21 protein-coding genes and 1 riboswitch are annotated in these 24,437 nt (G+C 52.4%); of the genes, 4 read left to right on the top strand and 17 right to left on the bottom strand.

What is annotated here, in order from left to right; translation table 11 throughout:
• Positions 1–103: 103 nt before the first annotated feature.
• The 6 genes from hupA to nudC all read right to left on the bottom strand — a co-directional run bounded on the left by hupA (position 104) and on the right by nudC (position 4,986).
• The gene (hupA, locus tag JOE09_RS25145; RefSeq protein WP_017803060.1) at positions 104–376 is read right to left on the bottom strand and encodes a nucleoid-associated protein HU-alpha; all 273 of its coding nucleotides are present in this window, start codon (positions 374–376) and stop codon (positions 104–106) included.
• 189 nt (positions 377–565) lie between these two features.
• A complete protein-coding gene (locus JOE09_RS25140; protein WP_205067743.1) occupies positions 566–1,156 on the bottom strand; it encodes a YjaG family protein in 591 nt (196 codons plus the stop codon).
• A 62-nt stretch (positions 1,157–1,218) separates the two neighbouring features.
• Entirely contained in the window at positions 1,219–1,884 is a 666-nt protein-coding gene (nfi, locus tag JOE09_RS25135; RefSeq protein ID WP_205067742.1) for a deoxyribonuclease V, read from the bottom strand.
• Positions 1,885–1,887: 3 nt separating this feature from the next.
• A complete protein-coding gene (gene hemE, locus JOE09_RS25130; protein ID WP_200547883.1) occupies positions 1,888–2,955 on the bottom strand; it encodes a uroporphyrinogen decarboxylase in 1,068 nt (355 codons plus the stop codon).
• 161 nt (positions 2,956–3,116) lie between these two features.
• The gene (locus JOE09_RS25125; protein ID WP_205067741.1) at positions 3,117–3,839 is read right to left on the bottom strand and encodes a bactofilin family protein; all 723 of its coding nucleotides are present in this window, start codon (positions 3,837–3,839) and stop codon (positions 3,117–3,119) included.
• A gap of 373 nt (positions 3,840–4,212) precedes the next feature.
• Positions 4,213–4,986, bottom strand: a complete 774-nt coding sequence (nudC, locus tag JOE09_RS25120) for an NAD(+) diphosphatase (protein ID WP_200547885.1) — start codon at positions 4,984–4,986, stop codon at positions 4,213–4,215.
• Positions 4,987–5,059: 73 nt separating this feature from the next.
• On the opposite strand from nudC, the gene rsd reads away from it, so the two are divergent.
• From rsd to thiE, 3 genes are all read left to right on the top strand, one after another.
• Positions 5,060–5,566 carry a sigma D regulator gene (rsd, locus tag JOE09_RS25115; protein WP_205067740.1) on the top strand — a complete coding sequence of 169 codons (507 nt, stop codon included), beginning with the start codon at positions 5,060–5,062 and terminating at the stop codon, positions 5,564–5,566.
• Between the two features lie 136 nt (positions 5,567–5,702).
• A riboswitch (TPP riboswitch) is annotated at positions 5,703–5,803 on the top strand.
• Between the two features lie 89 nt (positions 5,804–5,892).
• The gene (thiC, locus tag JOE09_RS25110; RefSeq protein ID WP_239553294.1) at positions 5,893–7,842 is read left to right on the top strand and encodes a phosphomethylpyrimidine synthase ThiC; all 1,950 of its coding nucleotides are present in this window, start codon (positions 5,893–5,895) and stop codon (positions 7,840–7,842) included.
• Positions 7,839–8,483, top strand: coding sequence for a thiamine phosphate synthase (gene thiE / locus JOE09_RS25105; protein ID WP_205067739.1), 645 nt, complete (start codon positions 7,839–7,841; stop codon positions 8,481–8,483). The genes thiC and thiE overlap by 4 nt, the downstream gene beginning before the upstream one ends.
• A gap of 128 nt (positions 8,484–8,611) precedes the next feature.
• Here the strand turns inward: thiE and JOE09_RS25100 are convergent, their stop codons facing one another.
• Entirely contained in the window at positions 8,612–10,102 is a 1,491-nt protein-coding gene (locus JOE09_RS25100; RefSeq protein WP_205067738.1) for an aminotransferase-like domain-containing protein, read from the bottom strand.
• 175 nt (positions 10,103–10,277) lie between these two features.
• Between JOE09_RS25100 and JOE09_RS25095 the strand changes: the two genes are divergently transcribed.
• Positions 10,278–10,472 (top strand): DUF1127 domain-containing protein, encoded by a 195-nt coding sequence (locus tag JOE09_RS25095; RefSeq protein ID WP_420830704.1) that lies wholly within the window; start codon positions 10,278–10,280, stop codon positions 10,470–10,472.
• 111 nt (positions 10,473–10,583) lie between these two features.
• On the opposite strand, the gene JOE09_RS25090 is transcribed toward JOE09_RS25095, so the two are convergent.
• The 10 genes from JOE09_RS25090 to JOE09_RS25045 all read right to left on the bottom strand — a co-directional run.
• A complete protein-coding gene (locus JOE09_RS25090; RefSeq protein WP_205067737.1) occupies positions 10,584–11,648 on the bottom strand; it encodes a DUF1176 domain-containing protein in 1,065 nt (354 codons plus the stop codon).
• Between the two features lie 82 nt (positions 11,649–11,730).
• Positions 11,731–15,951, bottom strand: coding sequence for a DNA-directed RNA polymerase subunit beta' (gene rpoC, locus JOE09_RS25085; RefSeq protein ID WP_205067736.1), 4,221 nt, complete (start codon positions 15,949–15,951; stop codon positions 11,731–11,733).
• Positions 15,952–16,045: 94 nt separating this feature from the next.
• A complete protein-coding gene (gene rpoB, locus JOE09_RS25080; RefSeq protein WP_205067735.1) occupies positions 16,046–20,074 on the bottom strand; it encodes a DNA-directed RNA polymerase subunit beta in 4,029 nt (1,342 codons plus the stop codon).
• Positions 20,075–20,408: 334 nt separating this feature from the next.
• Entirely contained in the window at positions 20,409–20,774 is a 366-nt protein-coding gene (gene rplL / locus JOE09_RS25075; protein ID WP_105595694.1) for a 50S ribosomal protein L7/L12, read from the bottom strand.
• A 64-nt stretch (positions 20,775–20,838) separates the two neighbouring features.
• Positions 20,839–21,336: a 50S ribosomal protein L10 gene (gene rplJ, locus JOE09_RS25070; protein ID WP_105595695.1), complete on the bottom strand. Its 498-nt coding sequence runs from the start codon at positions 21,334–21,336 to the stop codon at positions 20,839–20,841.
• 297 nt (positions 21,337–21,633) lie between these two features.
• Entirely contained in the window at positions 21,634–22,338 is a 705-nt protein-coding gene (gene rplA / locus JOE09_RS25065) for a 50S ribosomal protein L1 (protein WP_205067734.1), read from the bottom strand.
• A gap of 3 nt (positions 22,339–22,341) precedes the next feature.
• A complete protein-coding gene (rplK, locus tag JOE09_RS25060; RefSeq protein ID WP_105595697.1) occupies positions 22,342–22,770 on the bottom strand; it encodes a 50S ribosomal protein L11 in 429 nt (142 codons plus the stop codon).
• A gap of 193 nt (positions 22,771–22,963) precedes the next feature.
• Complete coding sequence (gene nusG, locus JOE09_RS25055) at positions 22,964–23,509, bottom strand: transcription termination/antitermination protein NusG (RefSeq protein ID WP_012439920.1); 546 nt, start codon at positions 23,507–23,509, stop codon at positions 22,964–22,966.
• Position 23,510: 1 nt separating this feature from the next.
• Positions 23,511–23,894 carry a preprotein translocase subunit SecE gene (secE, locus tag JOE09_RS25050; protein WP_105595698.1) on the bottom strand — a complete coding sequence of 128 codons (384 nt, stop codon included), beginning with the start codon at positions 23,892–23,894 and terminating at the stop codon, positions 23,511–23,513.
• A gap of 249 nt (positions 23,895–24,143) precedes the next feature.
• The coding region (locus JOE09_RS25045; RefSeq protein WP_476703944.1) for an EF-Tu C-terminal domain-related protein at positions 24,144–24,437 on the bottom strand (294 nt) is incomplete at its 5' end.

Genomic DNA, 24,437 nt, shown 5'->3' with positions numbered 1-24,437 from the left:
TCACATGACTGCGGCGGCAGTAGGAAAGCAGCCAGAAGATTTACTTCAGGTAAACAAAGGGGGCGAATTCGCCCCCCTGTTTAAACTCTTCACCGTCGGACGATTACTTAACAGCGTCTTTCAGTGCTTTACCAGAAACGAATGCTGGTACGTTTGCAGCAGCAATTTTGATTTCATTGCCAGTCTGCGGGTTGCGGCCAGTACGCTCAGCACGGTGGTTAACTTTAAAGGTACCAAAACCAACCAGTTGTACAGCATCACCTTCTTTCAGAGACTCAGTAATCGCAGCCAGAGTGGATTCCAGTGCAGCTTTAGCCTGGGTCTTAGACAGGTCCGCTTTGTCCGCAATTACATCAATCAGTTGAGTCTTGTTCATAAGTTATCCTTACAGTGTATTTATCGCTTGCTAAGCACCAGGTGCGAGGGGAAAAACCAGATTCTGGCACTCTCCAGCCTACACGCACCGATAGCCACATTTTTCAGCCCCCCAAATGTAGACCAGAGTGGGGGCGAATGTGAAGCCCAAAGGCTCTACAAATCTGGCCTGAAGTCACGTTTTGTGGCCTTATTGATGAAAATCTATCCCGATATTACTGATTCCGGATTCGCGCAGGTCGGATCGCAGCCCTTTGATCAGCTCGATGTCCCTCTCCTCGCAGGCTGCCAGCAGGCGGAAAATCTCCCACTGGATGTCCCATTCCTCTTCAACCGCGGGGTTAACCTTCAGTTCTTCTTCGGTCATTTCACGTCCGGCCTGTGTCATTTCCAACATGGCCACGGTGGTAATTGATGTTTCGCTGACGGCAATAGCATGTGCCAGGGTTTCGCCACTCAAGCGAGAATGGATCAGCTCACTGAGCGCGACACAGGCATCGATTGCCGGATAGACACCGTACAGATCGTAATCGTCAGCGGAAGGGATAGCCTCTTCCAGTTTTTCCAGCTGGCTGTCGAAGTTGACCTTCGCATCCTTCACCACCAGGGTTTCCCACAGCAAATCCAGAATGCGGCGATACAGCTGCCCATCGCCGAAACCGGTCTGCTGGCAAAATGCACGGTAGTTAGGGGCCATCCGCTCACACAGACAGGCCATAAAAGTCACATGCTGCCAGCTTTCCAGCTTTTCCAGCCGTAAATGAATTGGGTTACGTAACATATCAGGGTCTCAGAATTAACGCGCTGCGGGGAGTGTACCTGAAAAGCACCACGGCATCACGGTTAACCCTGAGGGAGAGAGGTAAAAGCCCGACGCTGTGACGCAACCGCATCCGCCCAGCGCGTTGGCTCCGGCAGGCGATAACCCTGCAAACAGTTTTCTACCCATTGAAGAGCGGTAGACTGGCTGACACGGTGTCCGGTGGAAATAAACAGTGGATTACAGCGCGCTTTACTGCGCAGCACCCAGCCAAGCTGCTGGTCTTTATCCATCAGCGGCTGACAGCTGCCGGGTTCGGCATCCGGCGGCGTAAATGCCCCGCACAGCCGCTTTTTCGCCACGCCAATCGTCGGGACATCCACCAGCAGGCCGAAGTGGCTTGCGACACCCAGCCGCCTTGGATGAGCGATGCCGTGGCCATCTACCAGTAACAGGTCGGGACGATGAGCAAGCTGCTGCCAGGCGGCCTGCAGTGCAGGAGTTTCCCGGAAGGAAAGAAAACCGGGAATGTAGGGCATGGTGGTGGCGATACGCGCCACCTGATGCTCAATCAGCCGCAGTGAAGGGTATTCCAGTATGACCAGGGCGGCACGGGTAACCTCTCCGCCCTGCTCAAAGCCGACATCCGCGCCACCTATCAGTCGCGGAGGCATGACGTCAAAATCATCCTGATGGATCACTTCAGCTGCGAGAGTACGCTGCCGGTCACGCAATACGGCTATGTCCATTTTTTACTCCTGGTGATAAGGGCGCGAAAGTTTGTGCACCGCCTCCACGAAAGCGCCCGCATGCTCTGGCGGTACATCCTGATGAATTCCGTGACCCAGGTTGAACACGTGTCCTGCTCCCTGGCCATAGCCTTCGAGAATACCTGCCACTTCCTGCTCGATCCGTGCAGGAGGTGCGTAAAGGATGGAAGGGTCCATATTTCCCTGCAATGCCACTTTATCCCCCACTCGGCGACGGGCATCGGCGATATCCGTAGTCCAGTCCAGACCCAGCGCATCACAGCCGGTTGCTGCCATCTCTTCCAGCCACTGACCGCCACCTTTCGTAAACAGCGTAACCGGAACGCGGCGGCCGTCATTCTCATGCAGCAGGCCATCAACGATTTTGTGCATGTAATAGAGCGAGAACTCGCGATAGTCGCGCCCCGTCAGTACACCGCCCCAGGTATCGAAGATCATCACCGACTGCGCACCCGCGCGAATTTGGGCGTTTAAGTAAAGGGTTACGCTATCAGCAAGTTTGTCGAGCATCAGGTGCAGAGTCTGTGGTTCGGCATACATCATCTTTTTGAGCTTGGTAAATGCTTTACTGCTGCCGCCTTCCACCATGTAGGTCGCCAACGTCCAGGGACTGCCGGAGAAACCGATTAATGGCACTTCGCCGTTTAGATTCTTGCGAATCGTTCGCACGGCATTCATCACATAGCCCAGTTCCTGTTCAGGATCGGGGATCGGCAGCTTCTCAACATCGGCACGGCACGTTATTGGCTGCGAGAAACGAGGACCTTCACCCGTTTCAAAGTAGAGGCCCAGCCCCATCGCATCAGGGATCGTCAGAATATCGGAGAACAGAATTGCCGCATCAAGCGCATAGCGCCGCAGAGGCTGCAGCGTGACTTCACAGGCCAGCTCGGCGTTTTTACACAGCGACATGAAGTCACCGGCGACGGCACGCGTGGCTTTATACTCCGGCAAGTAGCGTCCGGCCTGGCGCATCATCCATACGGGGGTAATATCAACAGGCTGGCGCAGCAGGGCGCGCAGATAACGATCGTTCTTCAGTTCACTCATCACAGGGCTCTCTACTCCAAATAAGCCTGTAGTGTACCATTTATCAAGATTGACTGTGCCCGGTAGCCCGATAATTTGAGGGGAACGCAAAATTTCCCTGCCTGTATGCGTATAAATATCAAGGCAGGGACAGCACCTGGCCCGAAATGTGGCACCTCGTACTACTTCTTAGCCTGCACCTGATTACTTTTTGCAGCACCACCTTCAACAGAAACCAGTGAAGGCGCACGTTCAGGATCTGGGCTATTTGAATTTTTTGCTTTTTTATCTTTTATTTCAGCGGTTTCTTCAACCCAATGAGAGTTACCAATAAATACGCCACCTTTCTCAATTGAGAATTCACTAGCATAAACATCGCCTTCTATTCTTCCTCGCGACATTATCACTACCGTTTTCGCGTAGCAGCACCCTTTTAACAGACCGTTTACGATCAGCTTTAAGGATGTGACTTTCCCAACGACTTTTCCTTCCTTACCGATCTGCGTGACTTTTTTACTGGTTACATCACCCTCAACTTCACCGCTAATGGTAATGTTATTTTCATTAGTAATTTCACCGCGTAGCATTGTTCCGGGTGAAATAGTTGTTTCCTTAATATTATTACTTTCCGCTGATGGGTCCATGCTGATGCTCTCACTCATTGTACTGGCGGACGAATCCTGTCCCTTTGTCGTTTTAACTTCTTCTTTCTTACTGAAATTAAACATATTTATAATCACTCTATTAACGCGTAGATATGTCGACAGACTCAGCAGGACAAGGCATCCCATACCGCCAAGGAAAATCAGCATTGAAATTCTGTGCGATAGCAAAAAAGCGACAATGCTACCGATCCAGAAAATCCAGATCCCCCAAAGATAATATTGCGTTCTGTTCTTAAACATACCTACATCCAACCTACATATGAATCACCCTGATGAATTGTCGCCCGACCGCATCATTAATGGCTGCATACGGATCGGCAACTTCGCTTTCAAAGGATTTAATAAGATATATTAGGAAATAGCACTATGAGCTAAATAAAGACTATTTCTTTCATCGGGAATTTAAAGCGAAAAACGGAGTCAATTGAAAACTATTCCTTGTTACGAGCTTAAAATCTTCCATGCAGTGAATCATATTAGAATTCACCGCAGAGATAAACCTAAAGGTCCTTATATCTGGACAGTAGTCAACCCCCCGGCCGCACCAAACGGCAAACCAGGGGAAACAAAGTGGGAAGTACTAATGCATTAAATTGTTAATCAGTCGCGAATTTCACTCATCATCAGCACGGCATAATGCCACTGTATCCTCGATTAAACGTCGTGCGATAGTGCCTGCTGGCGGCAACAGCGGTAAAGCATCATACCGATACCAACCCGCATCCAGCAGTTCTTTAGGATCAATGTTGATTTCGCCCGCATCATAGTCGGCCATAAAGGCCATCATCAGCGACTGTGGAAATGGCCACGGCTGAGATGAAACATATCGCAGATTTTTAACCTTAATTGCCGCCTCTTCCATCACTTCGCGCGCTACCGTCTGCTCCAGCGTCTCACCGACTTCAGCAAAGCCCGCTAGCACGGTATAAATACCGTTACGATGGCGGGTATGCTGGGCCAGCAGGATCTTATCTTCACGGCGAATAGCAACAATGATACAGGGAGCAATTTGCGGATAGTAACGCTGCCGACAGTGGCTGCACAGGCAGGCCCATTCGGTTTTGCTGTGATGCATCTCGTGGCCGCAATAGCCACACCAGCGGTGCGACCGGTAAAACTCTGCCAACTGTATACCCCGACCAGCCAGCTGGAATAAACCGGTCTCCTGATCGAGTAGCTGACGCAGCGATCCGGTATCACGCGTGCGGCTTTCGCAGATCAACCACACCGTTTCCCCCTGCCATTCGCCGATAGGCGATCCTTTTGATCCCGTCAAGCCGAATGATTCGGCAGATCCTCGAGGAATTTCGCCTTTTGGTAACCAAATTTTATGTTCGTGGCTGACAACCCACCAGCCAGTGTCTACGCTTGATATTTGACGTTCCATAAATTGCTTATCATCCTCAGCTCAAAGACTGGTTTGAGGTCAGGCATTAAAAATAAAACTCACGGAGATGAACATGCTTAACCAGTTAGAAAATCTGGCCGCGCGGGTTGGCGGCTGTAGTGAACTGGTCGATTTCTGTTTACATGCCCGTAAGCAGCTGCTGATTGCCTATTATCAAATGGCCGGTTTAAAGCCTAACAAGGAATCGTTGACGGCGCTCGATGAAAATGCGCTGGATAATTTTTGCCAGAATCTGGTGGACTATCTCTCTACCGGCCATTTCACGGCTTACGAACGTTTCATCAAAGAGCTGGAAGGAACGGAACAGCTGGCGCAGGCGGCAATAATTTATCCCTCTTTACGCGCCAATACCGACCACATTATGCAGATTTATGATACGTATCTGGAAAAGGCCATCGAAACAGATGATGCGGTAGATTTCCAGCAAACGCTTTCCCTGGTCGGAGAGGTACTGGCTGAACGCTTCGTGCTGGAAGATAAATTTATTAAGCTGGCTCTGGAAAAAGTTGCTGAAAATCAGATGGCTAACGATGTAGCGCCTCTTGCGCCTTCCGCCTGATTCGTTATCAGATTGTGAATTACTTGTAGTTTACAATTAGCCCCTTTATGCTGAAGGGGCTATTTAGTTTGAGCAAATAACGTTTTGTTCTGACTTAAAACTGATTTTCTGACAACAAAGTCTGACAATCAGAGAGTATTTCTTGTCGGAGTGCCCCACGGGGCTGAGACCGTTAATTCGGGATCCGCGGAACCTGTTCAGGTTAACACCTGCGAAGGGAACAAGAGTAAAATCGTCTGCGATGATGCGAAATAAAATGTTTCACATCGTTCAAATTACTCCCGCCTCCAGGCAAGCAACTTTCCCTAATATTTCAGGAATTTGCTATGTCTACCGTTGAAAAACTTCTCGTTGAGAAAAAAACCAATCGCCGTGAGCAGCGCGCTGAAGCTCAGCAGTTTATCGATTCTCTGCAAGGCACGGCCTTCCCCAATTCAAAACGTATTTATCTGACCGGGTCACGGGATGATATCCGCGTGCCGATGCGTGAAATCCAGCTTAGTCCAACCGTGATTGGGGGCAGTAAAGATAACCCGACGCTGGAAGAGAATGAGCCGATTCCGGTGTACGACACGGCTGGCCCCTACGGCGATCCGGCAGCGACTATCGATGTACATCGCGGCATCGACAAGCTGCGCAGCGCATGGATTCACCAGCGTGCCGATACGGAAGAAATTGCTGAACTCAGCTCGGTCTACACCCAGCAGCGGCTGGCCGATGAAGGCCTGGATCATCTGCGTTTCGATAATCTTCCTCGCCCACGACGTGCACTGGCAGATCGCTGCGTTACTCAGATGCATTACGCGCGTCTGGGCGTGATCACACCGGAAATGGAATATATCGCCATCCGCGAGAATATGGGCCGTGAACGTATTCGCGGTGAAATTCTGCTGCAACAGCATCCGGGCAACAGCTTCGGTGCCAGCCTGCCGGAAAATATCAGCGCAGAGTTTGTGCGCCAGGAAGTCGCCGCCGGACGGGCGATCATTCCGGCCAATATTAACCATCCGGAATCAGAACCGATGATCATTGGGCGTAACTTCCTGGTGAAGATCAACGCCAATATCGGCAACTCCGCGGTCAGCTCTTCGATTGAGGAGGAAGTTGAAAAACTGGTATGGTCTGCACGCTGGGGTGCCGACACGGTGATGGATCTTTCCACCGGTCGCTATATCCATGAAACACGTGAATGGATACTGCGTAACAGCCCGGTACCGATTGGCACCGTGCCAATCTACCAGGCGCTTGAGAAGGTCAATGGCGTGGCAGAAGATCTTAACTGGGAGATTTTCCGCGATACGCTGCTGGAACAGGCAGAGCAAGGCGTGGACTACTTCACCATTCATGCCGGCGTGTTGCTGCGTTACGTACCGATGACCGCTAAAAGGTTGACCGGCATTGTTTCGCGCGGCGGGTCGATCATGGCGAAATGGTGCCTGTCGCACCATAAAGAGAGCTTCCTCTACCTGCATTTCCGCGAGATTTGTGAAATCTGCGCCGCCTATGATGTTTCCCTCTCACTCGGGGACGGCCTGCGCCCGGGTTCGATTCAGGATGCCAACGATGAAGCGCAGTTCTCCGAGCTGCATACGCTGGGAGAGCTAACCAAAATTGCCTGGGAATATGATGTGCAGGTGATGATTGAGGGACCCGGGCACGTGCCAATGCAGATGATCCGCCGTAATATGACCGAGCAGCTGGAACATTGCCATGAAGCACCGTTTTATACGCTCGGCCCGCTGACCACCGACATCGCTCCCGGCTATGACCACTTTACGTCCGGGATTGGTGCAGCGATGATCGGTTGGTTTGGCTGCGCAATGCTGTGCTATGTAACGCCGAAAGAACATCTTGGATTGCCTAACAAAGAAGATGTTAAACAAGGGTTGATTACCTATAAGATCGCCGCGCATGCCGCCGATCTCGCAAAAGGCCATCCCGGCGCGCAGATCCGTGATAATGCGATGTCGAAGGCGCGCTTTGAGTTTCGCTGGGAAGATCAGTTTAATCTTGCCCTCGATCCGCATACCGCCCGCGCCTATCATGATGAAACCCTGCCGCAGGAATCCGGTAAGGTGGCGCACTTCTGCTCAATGTGCGGGCCGAAGTTCTGTTCAATGAAGATCACCCAGGAAGTGCGCGAGTACGCCGCGCGCCAGCAAGCCCAGGCCATGCCGATTGAGATAGGTATGGCGCAGATGTCTGATGAATTTCGCACTCGCGGCGGTGAACTGTATCACCGCGCCGATGCGCTTAAAACCGAGGAAAATGTATGAGTCGTGGTCCTTTTCCCGCTACCGATGCCCGGCTTGGGCTTTATCCGGTGGTGGAAACCGTTGAGTGGATTGCCCGCCTGCTGGATTTTGGTGTGCGCACTATACAACTGCGCATTAAAGATCGTCAGGATGATGAAGTAGAGCAGCAGATTGCTGAAGCGATTGCCCTCGGCAAACGTTACCAGGCAAGGTTGTTTATTAATGACTACTGGCGTCTGGCAATCAAATATCAGGCGTATGGCGTTCATCTGGGGCAGGAAGATCTGGATATCGCCGACCTTGATGCGATTCACGCTGCCGGACTGCGGCTGGGACTGTCTACCCATGATGATGCCGAGCTGGATCGGGCACTGGCCGTAGAACCGTCCTACATCGCTTTAGGCCACGTTTTTCCAACGCAGACCAAAGATATGCCTTCTGCGCCGCAGGGATTAGCGGAACTGACCCGGCATATTCAACGCCTGCAGGGTGTATCAACTGTCGCTATTGGCGGTATCAGCATCGATCGCGTCCCGGCAGTGCTGGCAACCGGCGTCGGCAGCGTGGCCGTGGTCAGTGCCATCACCAAAGCGGAAGACTGGCAGGCGGCAACTCGCCAGCTGCTGGATCTGATTGAATCCCCGGAAGGCGCTGCACAATAAACTGTAATGTGTCGTAACGCCGGCAAACTGTCATGAAGCAACGCCGCAGGCTCAGTCTCTGCGGCTTTTCACCTCTGCATACGCGGCTATAGTGGCAGTGCTGGCGGCAGTTTCGCCGTCAGCCAGGGTCAGCGCTGTTCCTTCCCGCTGGCCCTGCCTTCTCCCCGATCATCGCTGGTCGTCGCCAGCTCACGCACCGGAGAGCAGGATTGCATAGCCCGCTCTAAGGCTGCACCCAGCATCGCCAGCGCCCGTTCGGTTTTATCCGTACAGGTTTGGGCATAGCTCAACCGCAGGCAGTTGCGGTACTTTCCCGATGCGGAAAACAGCGAACCGACGGCGATTTGAATTTTCGATTCACGCAGCTCAGCATTGAGCCGGTGTGAATCAAATGCTTCCGGTAGTTCAACCCAGATCAGGAAACCGCCCTGAGGACGGGTAACACAAATACCGCAGGGAAAATGCTGACGTACCAGGCGGGTAAATATCTCAAGATTTCGCTGATAGGTAATCCGCATGCGCCGCAGGTGCGGCTGATAGTAGCCCTGGCTTATAAATCCGGCGACCGCCATCTGCGTCAGGGTTGTTGTTGACCCGGTAACGATGTATTTCATATGCAGTACCCGGTCAAAATAGCGTCCCGGTACTACCCAGCCCACCCGCAGTCCCGGGGCCAGTATTTTTGAGAATGAGCTACAAAGCAAAACGCGACCATCGGTATCCAGCGACTTGATGGTTATCGGGCGCGGATAGTCGAAGGCCAGCTCGCCGTAAACATCATCCTCGATGATCGCTGCGTCAAAACGCTGTGCCAGCGTGAGCAGTGCGCGCTTGCGGTGCTCTGGCATAATAAACCCGAGCGGGTTATTGCAGTTCGGCACCACCACCACGGCCTTGATCGGCCATTGTTCAAAGGCCAGCTCCAGTGCTTCAAGGCTGATACCCGTCGAAGAGTCAGTGGGGATCTCTATCGCCCGAATGCCAAATCCACGCAGGGTTTGCATGATGCCGTGGAAGGTTGGCGACTCAACGGCGATGATATCGTCAGGCTGACAGACCGCGCGTATCGATATCGACAGGGCCTCATGGCAACCGGTAGTAATGACGATGTCATCCGCCTCCAGCTGGCAGCCGCTGTCGATCATCAGGCGCGCAATCTGTTCTCGCAGTTCCGGGATGCCGCATAGCGTGTCATAGCCCAGCAGGCGTTCGTCCTGCTGTTGAGCAACCCGGCTGATAGACTTCCATAACGGTTTCAGCGTTGGCTGACCGACGTCCGGCATACCGCTGCCCAGCTGGAGGGTTTGCTCATCGGATCGGGCTTCAAGCAGATGCAGCACGGCATCCCACTGAGTGATCTCAACCGGCCGCTGTACCGGGCGGGTAATCGCCGGGACCGGCGGCGCTGCTTTGCGCGGGGTAACAAAGTATCCCGAACGCGACTGGGGGGTGATCAGCTGCCTTTCTTCCAGCAGGTAGTAGGCCTGCTGCACCGTGCTGATACTGACGCCATGTTCGCTGCTCAGGGAGCGTACCGACGGAAGCCGTTCTCCTGCCTGATAAAGGCCTTGCTCGATACGCTGAGCCAACAGTTCGGCCAGATATTGGTAACGCGTCATTGTATCTCCCCTATCGCCATTCTTGAATGAAAACCAGTACAGATTAGCGTCTTTATGACCATTCAGTCAGCGTATCACGCCATCTGTATGTCAATAAAACAGTATTTCTGCATCTGTATCATTAATGTCATCCGCGACAAAATAGTGCTTATACACCGAGGCATTGAGGGAGCAGATGATGGAGTTTCACGAGAACAGAGCAGCCAGGCCGTTCAGCTGGGGATTGATCAAAGCGATCTTTATCGTTCCCTATCGCCACTGGCAGCAGCAGCGTATGCGGGCATGCACCAGAAAAATTCTCTCCCGGCTGAGCGATGCGCAGCTGAAGGACATCGGGCTGACCTGCCATGATGTCCGGCACTATAAGTGATGTGGCTTGGGCGGATTGCGCGCCCGGGGTAACGGAGACGTCCTGCCTCCGTTGCTCTTTTTTTATTGGCTGCGGGCTGCTTCAGGGTGGCCCGCTTAGTTTCGCTGTTAATTATTGTGCGGATTCTGCCGTTACCCAAACGGAGGGCCAGTCGCCGGGTTCCCCGCCGTTACAGGAGGGCTGGCTGTTGTAGCTGGCCAGATGGAATCTTTTCCCGTCGTATTTCCAGCTACCGCTATGACCACAGTCAGCAATGCCGCGACCGCGCCCGGAGAAAAATAGCGTTGCCGTTTTCGGATCGTATTCCGCTTCGGTAAACCAGCTCAGTATTTCCGGCTGGCCATTTTCGCCTGGCAGAGGCAGCGGTAGCGTCAGGGAAGTTGATTGAGTGGGATTAGTACGTTCGCTTATAAACAGCATACTGGAAGACTGATAGGCGCCAAGCCCGCAGTTAACCAACACCAACGCCTGCTTATCATTCAGCGGCTGCGCTTCACTGCGGCCGCGGTTTTCCTCGTTCGGTTCACAGCTCTCTTTTTCTAACAGCGCTGTATTGGCTCTGATTGCTCCATCAATCAATGCCTGCGTGTTGTTCAGCTCCACAACTGTTGGTACAGCAAAATTTAGCGCTGGCGGGAGCGGACGCGGAGGGACTATTTCGGGTTCATCGTTGCCTACCCGTAGCAGGGCGGTCTGATTTTTCAGCCTTCCCTGCCGTTCATCCACCAGCAGCAGGGCCGCATTGAGGCCGCTAAGAGACGCGGTATCCCCCTTCGAAGCCAGCGACAGCTCCAGCGCATTTTTACTGGCCTGTATCCACTGCTGAATCGTTGCCAGACGAGTGGTGGAAGCAACACTATAATCATCTGCCGATGCTTTCGAGAAGGTGATGTCAGTTGGCCACCGTTTGCCATCCAGCCAGATCCCCTCGGGATTATCGTTGCCAAATCCCTGGAATTTCAGTTCAGCACTGCCGTCAGGACCCGCTGTACGCTCAAGAATAATGCGTAACCCTTCATCAAGATTGCGAATATCGCAGTCGTTAAGGTTGTTACAGGTCACCTGCCAACTCTTAAATATTTTTTGCAGCGGTACATTGCGCGTTTCAACGGCCTGCGTCGCAGATGACACGGCAATTCCCACGATAGCGGCGATAAAAGGGGCTGTTTTGAACATCGTCATATCCCTGTTGACTTTTTATGGGCGAAAAAAAACCTCGCCGAAGCGAGGTTTTTACTATGCCATAAGCCGTTGACGATTACTCGTCGTTACCGCCCAGGCCAGCGTTCAGCAATTCTGCCAGGCTGGCAGACGCTTCATCAGCTGTCACGACTGGCACGACTGGTGCCTCGCCCGCAGCTTTACGACGCATACGATCCTGATGATAAGCGTAACCGGTACCGGCTGGGATCAGACGGCCTACAATTACGTTCTCTTTCAGGCCGCGCAGTTCGTCGCGTTTGCCCGCAACGGCTGCTTCGGTCAGCACGCGTGTGGTTTCCTGGAACGATGCCGCAGAGATAAACGACTCGGTTGCCAGGGAAGCTTTGGTAATACCCAGCAGGTCTCGTGCAAATGTTGCAGAGATTTTGCCGTTAGCTTCCAGCTCGCGGTTAGCGATCTTAACGCGTGAGAATTCAACCTGCTCACCGTCGAGGAAGTCGGTGCTTCCTGCGCTGGCGATGGTCGCTTTACGCAGCATCTGACGAACGATAACTTCAATGTGCTTATCGTTAATCTTAACGCCCTGCAGGCGGTAAACTTCCTGCACTTCGTTAGTGATGTAGCGGGTCACCGCATGCACGCCACGCAGACGCAGAATGTCATGTGGAGACTCTGGACCATCGGAAACAACGTCACCGCGCTCTACGCGTTCACCTTCGAACACGTTCAGCTGACGCCATTTCGGAATCATCTCTTCGTAATGATCGCTACCGTCGATTGGCGTAATCACCAGACGACGTTTGCCTTTGGTTTCTTTACCGAAGGAGATGATACCGCTGATCTCAGCCAGGATTGCCGGTTCTTTCGGACGACGGGCTTCGAACAGGTCAGCAACGCGTGGCAGACCACCGGTGATGTCCTTGGTACCGCCTGATTCCTGAGGAACACGCGCCAGGGTGTCACCAGAACTGATCTTGATGCCATCTTCCAGCTGAACAATCGCTTTACCCGGCAGGAAGTACTGAGCTGGCATATCTGAGCCAGGGATCATTACGTCGTTACCGTTAGCATCAACGATTTTCAGTGCCGGACGCAGATCTTTACCACCGGCAGTACGTTCCGCACTGTCCAGGATAACCAGAGAGGACAGACCGGTCAGGTCATCCGTCTGGCGGGTAATGGTCTGGCCATCAATCATGTCGGTGAAGCGAATGAAACCGCTCACTTCGGTGATAACTGGCATGGTGTGTGGGTCCCAGTTTGCTACGGTCTCGCCCGCTGCAACCTGCTCGCCATCACCTTTAGCCATGGTAGAACCGTAAGGAACTTTATAGCTCTCTTTCGTACGACCGAATTCATCGATCATCTTCAGCTCGGTGTTACGTGAAGTAATCACCAGCTTGCCAGCGGAGTTGGTTACCGACTTGGCGTTAGAGAGTTTAATCGTACCTTTGTTCTTAACCTGGATGCTGGATTCAGCAGCCGCACGAGATGCCGCACCACCGATGTGGAAGGTACGCATCGTCAGCTGGGTACCCGGCTCACCGATTGACTGTGCAGCGATAACACCGATCGCTTCACCTTTGTTGATAATGTGGCCACGCGCCAGGTCACGACCGTAGCAGTGGGCACACACGCCGAAGTCAGTTTCGCAGCTTACTACGGAACGCACTTTCAGGCTGTCAACAGAGTGTTCTTCCAACAGGTCACACTGTGCTTCATGCAGCAGCGTGTTACGCGGCAGCAGGATATCAGCAGTGCCCGGCTTGATCACGTCTTCTGCGGTCACACGACCGAGTACGCGCTCACGCAGTGGCTCTTTAACATCACCACCCTCGATAACCGGAGTCATCATGATACCTTCGTGGGTACCACAGTCATCTTCGGTTACAACCAGGTCCTGCGCTACGTCAACCAGACGACGAGTCAGGTAACCGGAGTTCGCAGTTTTCAGTGCGGTATCCGCCAGACCTTTACGAGCACCGTGGGTCGAGATGAAGTACTGGAGTACGTTCAGACCTTCACGGAAGTTCGCGGTGATTGGCGTTTCGATGATTGAGCCATCTGGCTTAGCCATCAGACCACGCATACCGGCCAGCTGACGAATCTGTGCAGCAGAACCACGCGCACCGGAGTCGGCCATCATAAAGATGCTGTTGAAGGAAACCTGACGCTCTTCTTCACCGTCACGGTTAATCACGGTTTCAGTAGACAGGTTTTCCATCATCGCTTTCGCAACGCGTTCGTTGGCCGCAGCCCAGATATCGATCACTTTGTTATAGCGTTCGCCAGCGGTAACCAGACCAGACTGGAACTGCTGCTGGATTTCAGCCACTTCAGCTTCCGCTTCGGTGATGATTTCCACTTTCTTCTCTGGGATAACCATGTCGTCGATACCAACAGACGCACCTGAACGTGCCGCATAGGCAAAGCCGGTGTACATAGTCTGGTCAGCAAAGATAACCGTTGGCTTCAGGCCCAGGATGCGGTAACAGGTGTTCAGCATCTTGGAGATCGCTTTCTTACCCAGCGCCTGGTTGACGATGGAGTAAGGCAGACCTTTTGGCACGATCATCCACAGGATGGCGCGGCCAACGGTCGTATCGATCAGGCTGGTTTTTGCCGTCCATTCGCCCTGCTCGTTCTTCTCATGTTCGGTAATACGTACCTTAACGCGAGCGTGCAGAGACGCGAGGCCAGCGCGATAAATACGCTCAGCTTCTTTTGGACCGGTCAGTACCATGCCTTCGCCTTTGGCGTTAACACAGTCACGGGTCATGTAGTACAGACCCAGTACAACGTCCTGAGAAGGAACGATGATTGGTTCACCGTTCGCTGGGGACAGGATGTTGTTGGTAGACATCATCAGCGCACGCGCTTCCAGCTGGGCTTCCAGCGTCAGCGGTACGTGAACAGCCATCTGGTCACCATCGAAGTCGGCGTTATATGCCGCACAAACCAGCGGGTGCAGCTGAATAGCTTTACCTTCGATCAGTACTGGCTCAAACGCCTGGATGCCCAGACGGTGCAGGGTTGGTGCACGGTTCAGCAGAACCGGGTGTTCGCGGATCACTTCGTCCAGGATATCCCACACGACAGCTTCTTCACGCTCAACCATTTTCTTAGCGGCTTTGATGGTGGTAGCAAGACCACGCAGTTCAAGCTTGCCGTAGATAAACGGTTTGAACAGCTCCAGTGCCATTTTCTTTGGCAGACCGCACTGATGCAGACGCAGGTATGGACCTACGGTGATTACAGAACGGCCTGAGTAGTCAACACGCTTACCGAGCAGGTTCTGACGGAAACGACCCTGCTTACCTTTGATCATGTCGGCCAAAGATTTCAGAGGACGTTTGTTAGAACCGGTGATCGCACGACCGCGACGGCCGTTATCCAGCAGCGCATCTACCGCTTCCTGCAGCATACGTTTTTCGTTACGTACGATGATATCTGGCGCAGCCAGATCCAGCAGGCGCTTCAGACGGTTGTTACGGTTGATAACGCGACGATACAGATCGTTCAGATCTGAAGTTGCGAAACGACCGCCGTCCAGCGGTACCAGCGGACGCAGATCCGGTGGCAGTACAGGCAGCACGGTCAGGATCATCCACTCTGGCTTGTTACCAGACTGTACGAACGCTTCCAGCAGCTTGATACGCTTGGTCAGCTTTTTACGTTTGGTTTCGGAGTTAGTCTCGTTCAGCTCTTCACGCAGCTGCTCGCACTCTTGCTCCAGATCCATGTTTTTCAACAGGGCCTGGATCGCTTCCGCACCCATTTTCGCGTCGAATTCATCACCAAACTCTTCCAGCGCGTCAAGATACTGCTCTTCAGTCAGGATCTGGCGCTTTTCGAGGTTGGTCATGCCGCCTTCAACAACGACGTAAGATTCGAAGTACAGAACACGTTCGATATCACGCAGTGGCATATCCAGCAGTAAACCGATGCGGGATGGCAGCGATTTCAGGAACCAGATGTGCGCAGTTGGAGAAGCCAGCTCAATGTGGCCCATGCGCTCACGGCGGACTTTGGTCTGTGTAACTTCAACGCCACACTTCTCACAGATCACACCACGGTGTTTCAGGCGCTTGTACTTACCGCACAGGCACTCGTAGTCTTTTACCGGCCCGAAAATACGCGCACAGAAAAGCCCGTCACGTTCTGGTTTGAACGTACGGTAGTTGATGGTTTCCGGCTTTTTAACTTCGCCGAAAGACCAGGAACGGATCATGTCTGGCGAGGCCAGAGCAATCTTGATCGCATCAAACTCTTCGGTCTTAGTTTGCGCTTTCAGAAACTTAAGTAAGTCTTTCACGGATTAGCTCCCGTCGGAGTGAGACTTCTCAGGGATGCCCTGCCGCAGCAGGGCACCCTGTAACCAGTACAGCAGATGCGAATAACCTCAGGGGTTACTCGTCTTCGAGCTCGATGTTAATACCCAGCGAGCGAATCTCTTTCAACAGTACGTTGAAGGATTCTGGCATGCCCGGTTCCATCTGATGGTTGCCGTCGACGATGTTTTTATACATCTTCGTACGACCGTTCACGTCATCAGACTTAACGGTAAGCATTTCCTGCAGGGTATAGGCTGCGCCGTATGCTTCCAGCGCCCACACTTCCATCTCACCGAAGCGCTGACCACCGAACTGAGCCTTACCACCCAGCGGCTGCTGAGTAACCAGGCTGTAAGAACCGGTAGAACGTGCATGCATTTTGTCATCAACCAGGTGGTTCAGCTTCAGCATGTACATATAGCCAACGGTAACCTGACGCTCGAACTGTTCGCCGGTACGACCATCGAACAGTGTAATCTGACCGGAAGAAGGCAGGCCGCCGAGCTGCAGCAGCTCTTTGATCTCGCTCTCTTTCGCGCCGTCAAACACTGGCGTTGCGATTGGCATACCTTTTTTCAGGTTCTCTGCCAGACGCAGCACTTCGTCGTCGGTGAAGGTGTTCAGGTCAACTTTCTGGCGTACGTCGGTACCCAGATCGTAAGCACGCTGAATAAACTCACGCAGCTTAGTCACTTCTTCCTGCTTCTTAAGCATAGCGTTGATTTTCTCGCCGATGCCCTTCGCAGCCATACCCAGGTGGGTTTCAAGAATCTGACCGATGTTCATACGTGATGGAACGCCCAGCGGGTTCAGTACGATATCGACCGGCGTACCGTTCTCATCGTATGGCATATCTTCGATCGGGTTGATCTTGGAGATAACACCTTTGTTCCCGTGACGACCTGCCATTTTGTCACCAGGCTGGATCTGACGTTTAACGGCCAGATACACTTTAACGATTTTCAGCACGCCAGGTGCCAGGTCATCGCCCTGAGTGATTTTGCGGCGCTTAGCTTCAAGTTTCTTCTCAAACTCGTGCTTCAGCTCGTCGTACTGCTCGGCCAGCTGCTCCAGCTGGTTTTGTTTTTCTTCGTCGGTCAGGCCAAGTTCCAGCCAGCGCTCGCGAGGCAGCTTGTCCAGTTTGTCCGCTTCCACACCGCCGGAAACCAGCAGGTATTGGATACGGCTGAACAGGCCAGCTTCGAGGATCTGCAGTTCTTCAGACAGGTCTTTTTTCGCCTGCTTCAGCTGCATTTCTTCGATTTCCAGCGCACGCTTGTCTTTTTCCACGCCATCGCGGGTGAAGACCTGAACGTCGATAACGGTACCAGACACGCCGTTTGGTACGCGCAGAGAAGAGTCTTTTACGTCAGACGCTTTCTCACCGAAGATCGCACGCAGCAGTTTCTCTTCTGGCGTCAGCTGGGTTTCACCTTTTGGCGTTACCTTACCAACCAGAATGTCGCCACCGGTCACTTCAGCACCGATATACACGATACCGGATTCATCCAGTTTAGAGAGCGCAGCCTCACCCACGTTAGGGATGTCAGCGGTGATCTCTTCAGGCCCCAGCTTGGTGTCACGAGACACACATGCCAGTTCCTGGATGTGGATAGTGGTGAAGCGATCTTCCTGTACCACGCGCTCGGAGACTAAAATGGAGTCTTCGAAGTTGTAGCCGTTCCACGGCATGAACGCGACGCGCATGTTCTGACCCAGTGCCAGTTCGCCCAGATCCGTTGAAGGACCGTCGGCCAGCACATCACCACGTTCAATTGGCTCACCCAGGTTCACGCAAGGCATCTGGTTGATGCAGGTGTTCTGGTTAGAACGGGTGTATTTGGTCAGGTTGTAGATGTCGATACCGGCTTCGCCCGGATACATTTCGTCTTCGTTAACTTTGATAACGATACGAGATGCATCAACGTACTGAACGGTACCACCACGTTTCGCTACGGCTGTAACACCGGAGTCAACCGCTACCGCGCGCTCCATACCGGTACCAACCAGCGGCTTATCAGCGCGCAGAGTTGGAACCGCCTGACGTTGCATGTTTGCACCCATCAATGCGCGGTTGGCGTCATCGTGCTCCAGGAACGGGATCAGTGACGCACCGACGGAAACCACCTGCTGGGTGGAAACGTCCATGTAGTCAACCTGATCGCGGCTGAACAGGCTCGATTCGCCTTTGCTACGGCAGGTTACCAGGTCGTCTACGAAGTGACCTTCGTCGTCGAGGTTGGTGTTTGCCTGAGCGATAACGTAGTTACCCTCTTCGATTGCAGAGAGGTAATGAATTTCGTCGGTCACCACACCATCGCGCACGCGACGATACGGGGTTTCCAGGAAACCGTACTCGTTGGTCTGTGCGTACACGGACAGCGAGTTAATCAGACCGATGTTTGGACCTTCAGGCGTTTCGATTGGACATACGCGACCGTAGTGCGTCGGGTGTACGTCTCGAACTTCAAAGCCTGCGCGCTCACGGGTCAGACCGCCCGGGCCGAGTGCAGAAATACGACGCTTGTGCGTGATCTCAGACAGCGGGTTGTTCTGGTCCATAAACTGGGAAAGCTGGCTGGAACCAAAGAACTCTTTCACTGCCGCAGAGATTGGCTTGGCGTTGATCATATCCTGTGGCATCAGGGTATCCAGATCGCCCAGAGACAGACGCTCTTTCACCGCACGCTCAACACGGACCAGACCTACGCGGAACTGGTTTTCTGCCATTTCGCCGACGGAACGGATACGACGGTTGCCGAGGTGGTCGATATCATCCACTTCGCCAATACCGTTACGGATACCGATGAGCTTCTTCATCACCTGAATGATGTCGTCTTTGCTCAGGATACCGGAACCTTCGATCTCGTCACGCATCAGAGAACGGTTGAACTTCATACGGCCAACCGCAGACAGATCGTAGCGGTCTTCAGAGAAGAACAGGTTCTCAAACAGGTTTTCGGCCGCTTCACGCGTTGGTGGCTCACCAGGACGCATCATACGGTAGATCTCAACCAGTGCGCTCAGGCGATCGCTGGTTGGGTCAACGCGCAGCGTCTCAGAGATATACGGGCCGTGATCCAGGTCGTTGGTGAACAGAGTTTCAATGCGTTTGTGACCGGACTGGCTCAGTTTAGCCAGCAGATCCAGTGACAGCTCCATGTTCGCCGCAACCAGCAGTTCGCCGGTACCTTCGTCGATGTAATCTTTAGCGACGACTTTACCTGCGATGTACTCAACCGGTACTTCGATATGCGCAACGCTGTCTTTTTCCAGCTGACGAATATGGCGCGCGGTGATGCGGCGGCCTTTCTCAACGTAGACAGTACCGTTAGATTCGATATCGAACGAGGCAGTTTCGCCGCGCAGACGCTCAGGGATCAGCTCCATCTGCAGCTTGTTATCGCGAATTTCATAAACCACTTTGTCGAAGAACAGATCGAGGATCTGCTCAGTGGTGTAATTCAGCGCGCGCAGGATGATACTGGCCGGCAGCTTACGACGACGGTCAATACGGACGAACAGGTTGTCTTTCGGGTCAAACTCGAAGTCCAGCCATGAACCACGGTAAGGAATGATACGTGCGTTATACAGCACTTTACCCGATGAGTGGGTTTTACCCTTATCGCTGTCGAAGAAGACACCAGGGCTACGATGCAGCTGAGAAACGATAACGCGCTCAGTACCGTTGATGACAAAGGTACCGTTATCGGTCATGAGTGGAATTTCACCCATGTACACTTCTTGTTCTTTGATGTCTTTAACTGTGCCTTCCGGCGCTTCGCGCTCGTAGATCACCAGGCGCAGTTTTACGCGCAGAGGTGCAGAGTACGTGACGCCACGAATCTGACACTCTTTCACATCAAATACAGGTTCGCCTAAACGGTAGCTGACGTACTGCAGCTCAGAGTTACCGCTATAGCTTTGGATTGGGAATACGGAACGGAATGCAGCTTCCAGACCATACTGACCTTCCGGATCTTGCTCGATAAACTTCTGGAACGAGTCAAGCTGGATAGAAAGGAGATATGGAATGTCCAGAACTTGTGGACGTTTTCCAAAATCCTTACGAATGCGTTTTTTCTCGGTATAGGAGTAAACCATTGGGTTCCTCAGCTCGCTGAAAAGTAGAACCTTTCTGTCCGTCCAGTGGGGACAGTTCATGCAACGCTGTTTTGTGTCGTGCAAAAGGCAGAGCACCTTTTGTAATACCTCTTTCTATCACGCTTAAATCATTTCATTGCTTTTGACTGGACAGAGGGTCCATGCAGGAAAGCAGTATATTAAGTCGTCGATAGAGAAAGATATTAAGCAAATCAATGGCTAAACAGTGTGAAATACCATTGATGCTTTAGAGCGCAAAAAGGCTGGTGACCAAAAAGTCACCAGCCATCAGCCTGGAACTACTTAAACCCAGGCTGCAACCTGAAAGGTTGGCTTATTTAACTTCAACTTCTGCGCCAGCTTCTTCCAGTGCTTTCTTCAGAGCTTCAGCGTCGTCTTTGCTGATGCCTTCTTTCAGGGCAGCAGGTGCAGACTCAACCAGGTCTTTGGCTTCTTTCAGGCCCAGACCAGTTGCGCCACGTACGGCTTTGATTACAGCAACTTTGTTAGCACCGATAGCTTTCAGTACAACGTCGAACTCAGTTTTTTCTTCAGCAGCTTCTACTGGGCCAGCAGCAACAGCTACAGCTGCAGCAGCAGACACACCGAACTTCTCTTCCATAGCGGCGATCAGTTCAACTACTTCCATTACAGACAGAGCTGCAACAGCTTCAATGATTTGGTCTTTAGTGATTGACATTTGTTGTTCCTAAAATTCAGAAAAAGTTTATACGTTAGCAAGTAAACGTGAAAAGAAAGGCTGATTAAGCAGCTTCTTTCTGATCGCGTACAGCGGCCAGAGTGCGAACCAGTTTGCCGGCAGCGGCTTCTTTCATGGTTGCCATCAGGCGTGCAATTGCTTCATCGTAAGTTGGCAGAGTTGCCAGGCGGTCGATCTGAGCCGCACTGATCAGCTCGCCTTCAAAGGCTGCAGCTTTAACCTCAAATTTTGCATTCGCTTTCGCGAACTCTTTGAACAGACGAGCAGCAGCGCCCGGATGTTCCATAGAGTATGCAATCAAGGTTGGACCGGTTAACGTGTCTTTCAGGCACTCGAACTGAGTACCTTCAACGACGCGGCGCAGCAGGGTGTTACGAACAACACGCATGTATACGCCAGCCGCACGACCTGCTTTACGCAGTTCGGTCATTTTATCTACGGTAACGCCACGAGAATCCGCAACTACCGCAGACAGCGCGCCTTTGGCTACTTCGCTGACTTCAGCAACAATCGCTTGTTTGTCTTGAAGATTTAAGGCCATTAGCTTGTGCTCCTGGATTTGGGCCGGGGATGGATTTCCCCGGAACTCACTTCACTCATTTACCCGAAGGTATACGAGCGCTCAAACACGGTGAGCAGAATCCAGTTAAGAAAAATTCTTGTCGGTTCTGTCACCGTCTACGCAGGGTATTAAGTGATCGCTTTCGCTATCACTCCTGCGGTCTTGGACGGAGGCCTGGATAAGGCCAGGCTCCAACCTAAAAATCTGTCGGCTCTGTATATTTACAGAACAACGGGCGTAAGATTCTAGATGAAAATTTCGCCCGCGTAAAGCAGATTAGTTAGCAGCAGCGTTCAGGCCAGCCTGATCAACTGCCACGCCAGCACCCATGGTGGTGGACAGGCTAACTTTCTTGATGAAAACGCCTTTCGCCTGTGAAGGTTTTGCTTTTTTCAGCGCAACCAGCAGGGATTCCAGGTTTTCTTTCAGTTTATCTGCATCGAAATCAACCTTACCGATAGTGGTATGGATGATGCCGTTTTTGTCGTTACGGTAACGAACCTGACCGGCTTTAGCGTTTTTCACTGCTTCAGCAACGTTAGGAGTTACGGTACCAACTTTCGGGTTTGGCATCAGACCGCGTGGGCCCAGAACCTGACCCAGCTGGCCAACAACGCGCATTGCATCTGGAGATGCGATAACAACGTCGAAGTTCATTTCGCCTTTTTTGATCTGGTCAGCCAGATCTTCCATACCTACCAGCTCAGCGCCGGCTGCTTTAGCAGCTTCAGCGTTTGCGCCTTGGGCAAATACGGCAACGCGAACGGAACGGCCAGTACCGTGTGGCAGTACAGTTGCACCGCGAACGTTCTGGTCAGATTTACGAGCATCAATGCCCAGGTTCACAGCTACGTCAACGCTTTCTACGAACTTGGCAGTAGCCAGTTCTTTCAGCAGAGCAACAGCTTCGTTGATGTCATACTGTTTAGTTGAATCAACTTTGTCACGGATCACGCGCATGCGCTTGGTCAGCTTAGCCATTTCTTAGTCCTCTACTACCAGGCCCATGGAACGAGCAGTACCTTCGATTGAGCGAGTCATCGCTTCAATGTCAGCACCAGTCATGTCCGCAGCTTTGGTTTCTGCGATTTCACGTACCTGAGCACGAGATACTTTACCTACTTTGTCTTTGTTCGGCTTGCCGGAACCAGACTTGATACCAGCCGCTTTCTTCAGCAGTACTGCTGCAGGAGGGGTTTTGGTAACGAAGGTGAAAGAACGGTCAGAATAAACGGTGATCACTACTGGGATCGGCAGACCTTTTTCCAGGGATTCTGTTTTGGCGTTGAACGCTTTACAGAATTCCATGATGTTAACGCCTTGCTGACCCAGAGCCGGACCTACCGGAGGACTCGGGTTTGCCATACCAGCTGAAACTTGCAGCTTAACGTAGGCTTGTACTTTCTTAGCCATGATAATTCCTCTATTGGGTGATAACGCTCCGTAACGGAGCTCCCCGTGATTAATATTTTACGCGCGGATTTATCGACGCATAAAAACAAAAGGCGCGAAATTGTAGTGTAATTTCGCGCCTTTCGCAACCACCTGATAACGGTGATCGTATAAATTTTATGCCGCCTTTAGAAAGCGGCTCAGGGTGAATCAATCAGCCCTTCTCAACCTGTCCGAAGTCCAGTTCAACCGGCGTTGCACGGCCGAAGATAGAAACAGAAACTTTCAGGCGGCTTTTCTCGTAATCGACTTCTTCTACCACACCGTTAAAGTCAGCAAATGGACCGTCGTTAACACGTACCATCTCGCCAGGCTCAAACAACGTTTTCGGACGCGGCTTATCACCAACCTGCTGCAGGCGGTTCATAATCGCATCAACTTCTTTGTCGCTAATCGGCGCAGGACGATCGGACGTACCGCCGATGAAGCCCATTACGCGCGGCACACTGCGCACCAGATGCCAGCTGGCGTCATTCATCACCATCTGAACCAGTACGTAGCCCGGGAAGAACTTGCGCTCGCTTTTACGACGCTGGCCACCACGGATTTCAACCACTTCTTCGGTTGGAACCATGACATCGCCAAACAGCTCTTCCATGTTGTGTAACTTGATATGCTCACGCAGCGACTGTGCTACGCGGCCTTCAAAACCGGAAAACGCCTGAACGACGTACCAGCGCTTCTTTGGAGCTTCAGACATCTCAGAACCTCAGGCCAGTGATAAACGATACCAGACGGACCAGAATACCATCCAGTCCCCACAAAATCAGTGACATCACGGCAGTCACCGCGGCAACGATTAAGGTGGTGTGCAACGTTTCCTGACGAGTAGGCCAGATCACTTTACGAACTTCAGTACGCGCTTCACGAGCGAAAGCCAACGTTGCTTTACCCTTAGCGGTCAGCAGGGCAATGCCAGCTGCTGCTGCAATCAGTACAACGACGGCCAATGCACGCAGCGGTAATGTTACTTCACGATAGTAGTAGTTACCCACGATGGCGACAACCAGCAGTAACGCCACGCCTAACCACTTTATCGCTTCCAGGCCGCGCCCGCTGCCTTGAGCTTCGGTATTAGCACTCATAACCAACCTGCCACAATAAATCAGAAACACTTTTGCCCCGGATTACGAGGCAACCGAACCGAATAATACTGTCATACCCGCAGGTATAGGCGTAACTCGGCATATCATGTATGACGCCGTGCTACAGAGCCTGCCTCAGCAATGATTATGAGTCATAATCACAGATGAGTCAGGTTCTATGTTACAGCGTGCAAAAAGGGCATCAAATGATGCCCTCTTCATGTGCGTTGCGTCAAATGTTATCAGCGATTAAGCGATAACTTTAGCAACAACACCAGCACCAACGGTACGGCCGCCTTCGCGAATTGCGAAACGCAGACCGTCGTCCATTGCGATTGGTTTGATCAGTTCAACAACCAGTTTAATGTTGTCGCCTGGCATTACCATCTCAACGCCTTCTGGCAGTTCGATGGTACCGGTCACGTCAGTTGTACGGAAGTAGAACTGCGGACGGTAGCCTTTGAAGAATGGGCTGTGACGGCCGCCTTCTTCTTTAGACAGAATATAAACTTCTGACTCGAACTTGGTGTGTGGCTTGATTGA

Origin of the sequence: Pantoea coffeiphila (assembly GCF_016909495.1) — a bacterium.
Classification (GTDB): Bacteria; Pseudomonadota; Gammaproteobacteria; order Enterobacterales; family Enterobacteriaceae; genus Erwinia; species Erwinia coffeiphila.
Note: the sequence above shows the minus strand (reverse complement) of the source record. Positions and strands in the feature narration are given on the sequence as shown.

Bases quoted from the DNA above. Each gene is read 5' to 3' on its own strand.
- hupA (WP_017803060.1), bottom strand. From the start codon at position 376: ATGAACAAGACTCAACTGATTGATGTAATTGCGGACAAAGCGGACCTG.
- JOE09_RS25140 (WP_205067743.1), bottom strand. From the start codon at position 1,156: ATGTTACGTAACCCAATTCATTTACGGCTGGAAAAGCTGGAAAGCTGG.
- nfi (WP_205067742.1), bottom strand. From the start codon at position 1,884: ATGGACATAGCCGTATTGCGTGACCGGCAGCGTACTCTCGCAGCTGAA.
- hemE (WP_200547883.1), bottom strand. From the start codon at position 2,955: ATGAGTGAACTGAAGAACGATCGTTATCTGCGCGCCCTGCTGCGCCAG.
- JOE09_RS25125 (WP_205067741.1), bottom strand. From the start codon at position 3,839: ATGTTTAAGAACAGAACGCAATATTATCTTTGGGGGATCTGGATTTTC.
- nudC (WP_200547885.1), bottom strand. From the start codon at position 4,986: ATGGAACGTCAAATATCAAGCGTAGACACTGGCTGGTGGGTTGTCAGC.
- rsd (WP_205067740.1), top strand. From the start codon at position 5,060: ATGCTTAACCAGTTAGAAAATCTGGCCGCGCGGGTTGGCGGCTGTAGT.
- thiC (WP_239553294.1), top strand. From the start codon at position 5,893: ATGTCTACCGTTGAAAAACTTCTCGTTGAGAAAAAAACCAATCGCCGT.
- thiE (WP_205067739.1), top strand. From the start codon at position 7,839: ATGAGTCGTGGTCCTTTTCCCGCTACCGATGCCCGGCTTGGGCTTTAT.
- JOE09_RS25100 (WP_205067738.1), bottom strand. From the start codon at position 10,102: ATGACGCGTTACCAATATCTGGCCGAACTGTTGGCTCAGCGTATCGAG.
- JOE09_RS25095 (WP_420830704.1), top strand. From the start codon at position 10,278: ATGATGGAGTTTCACGAGAACAGAGCAGCCAGGCCGTTCAGCTGGGGA.
- JOE09_RS25090 (WP_205067737.1), bottom strand. From the start codon at position 11,648: ATGTTCAAAACAGCCCCTTTTATCGCCGCTATCGTGGGAATTGCCGTG.
- rpoB (WP_205067735.1), bottom strand. From the start codon at position 20,074: ATGGTTTACTCCTATACCGAGAAAAAACGCATTCGTAAGGATTTTGGA.
- rplL (WP_105595694.1), bottom strand. From the start codon at position 20,774: ATGTCAATCACTAAAGACCAAATCATTGAAGCTGTTGCAGCTCTGTCT.
- rplJ (WP_105595695.1), bottom strand. From the start codon at position 21,336: ATGGCCTTAAATCTTCAAGACAAACAAGCGATTGTTGCTGAAGTCAGC.
- rplA (WP_205067734.1), bottom strand. From the start codon at position 22,338: ATGGCTAAGCTGACCAAGCGCATGCGCGTGATCCGTGACAAAGTTGAT.
- rplK (WP_105595697.1), bottom strand. From the start codon at position 22,770: ATGGCTAAGAAAGTACAAGCCTACGTTAAGCTGCAAGTTTCAGCTGGT.
- nusG (WP_012439920.1), bottom strand. From the start codon at position 23,509: ATGTCTGAAGCTCCAAAGAAGCGCTGGTACGTCGTTCAGGCGTTTTCC.
- secE (WP_105595698.1), bottom strand. From the start codon at position 23,894: ATGAGTGCTAATACCGAAGCTCAAGGCAGCGGGCGCGGCCTGGAAGCG.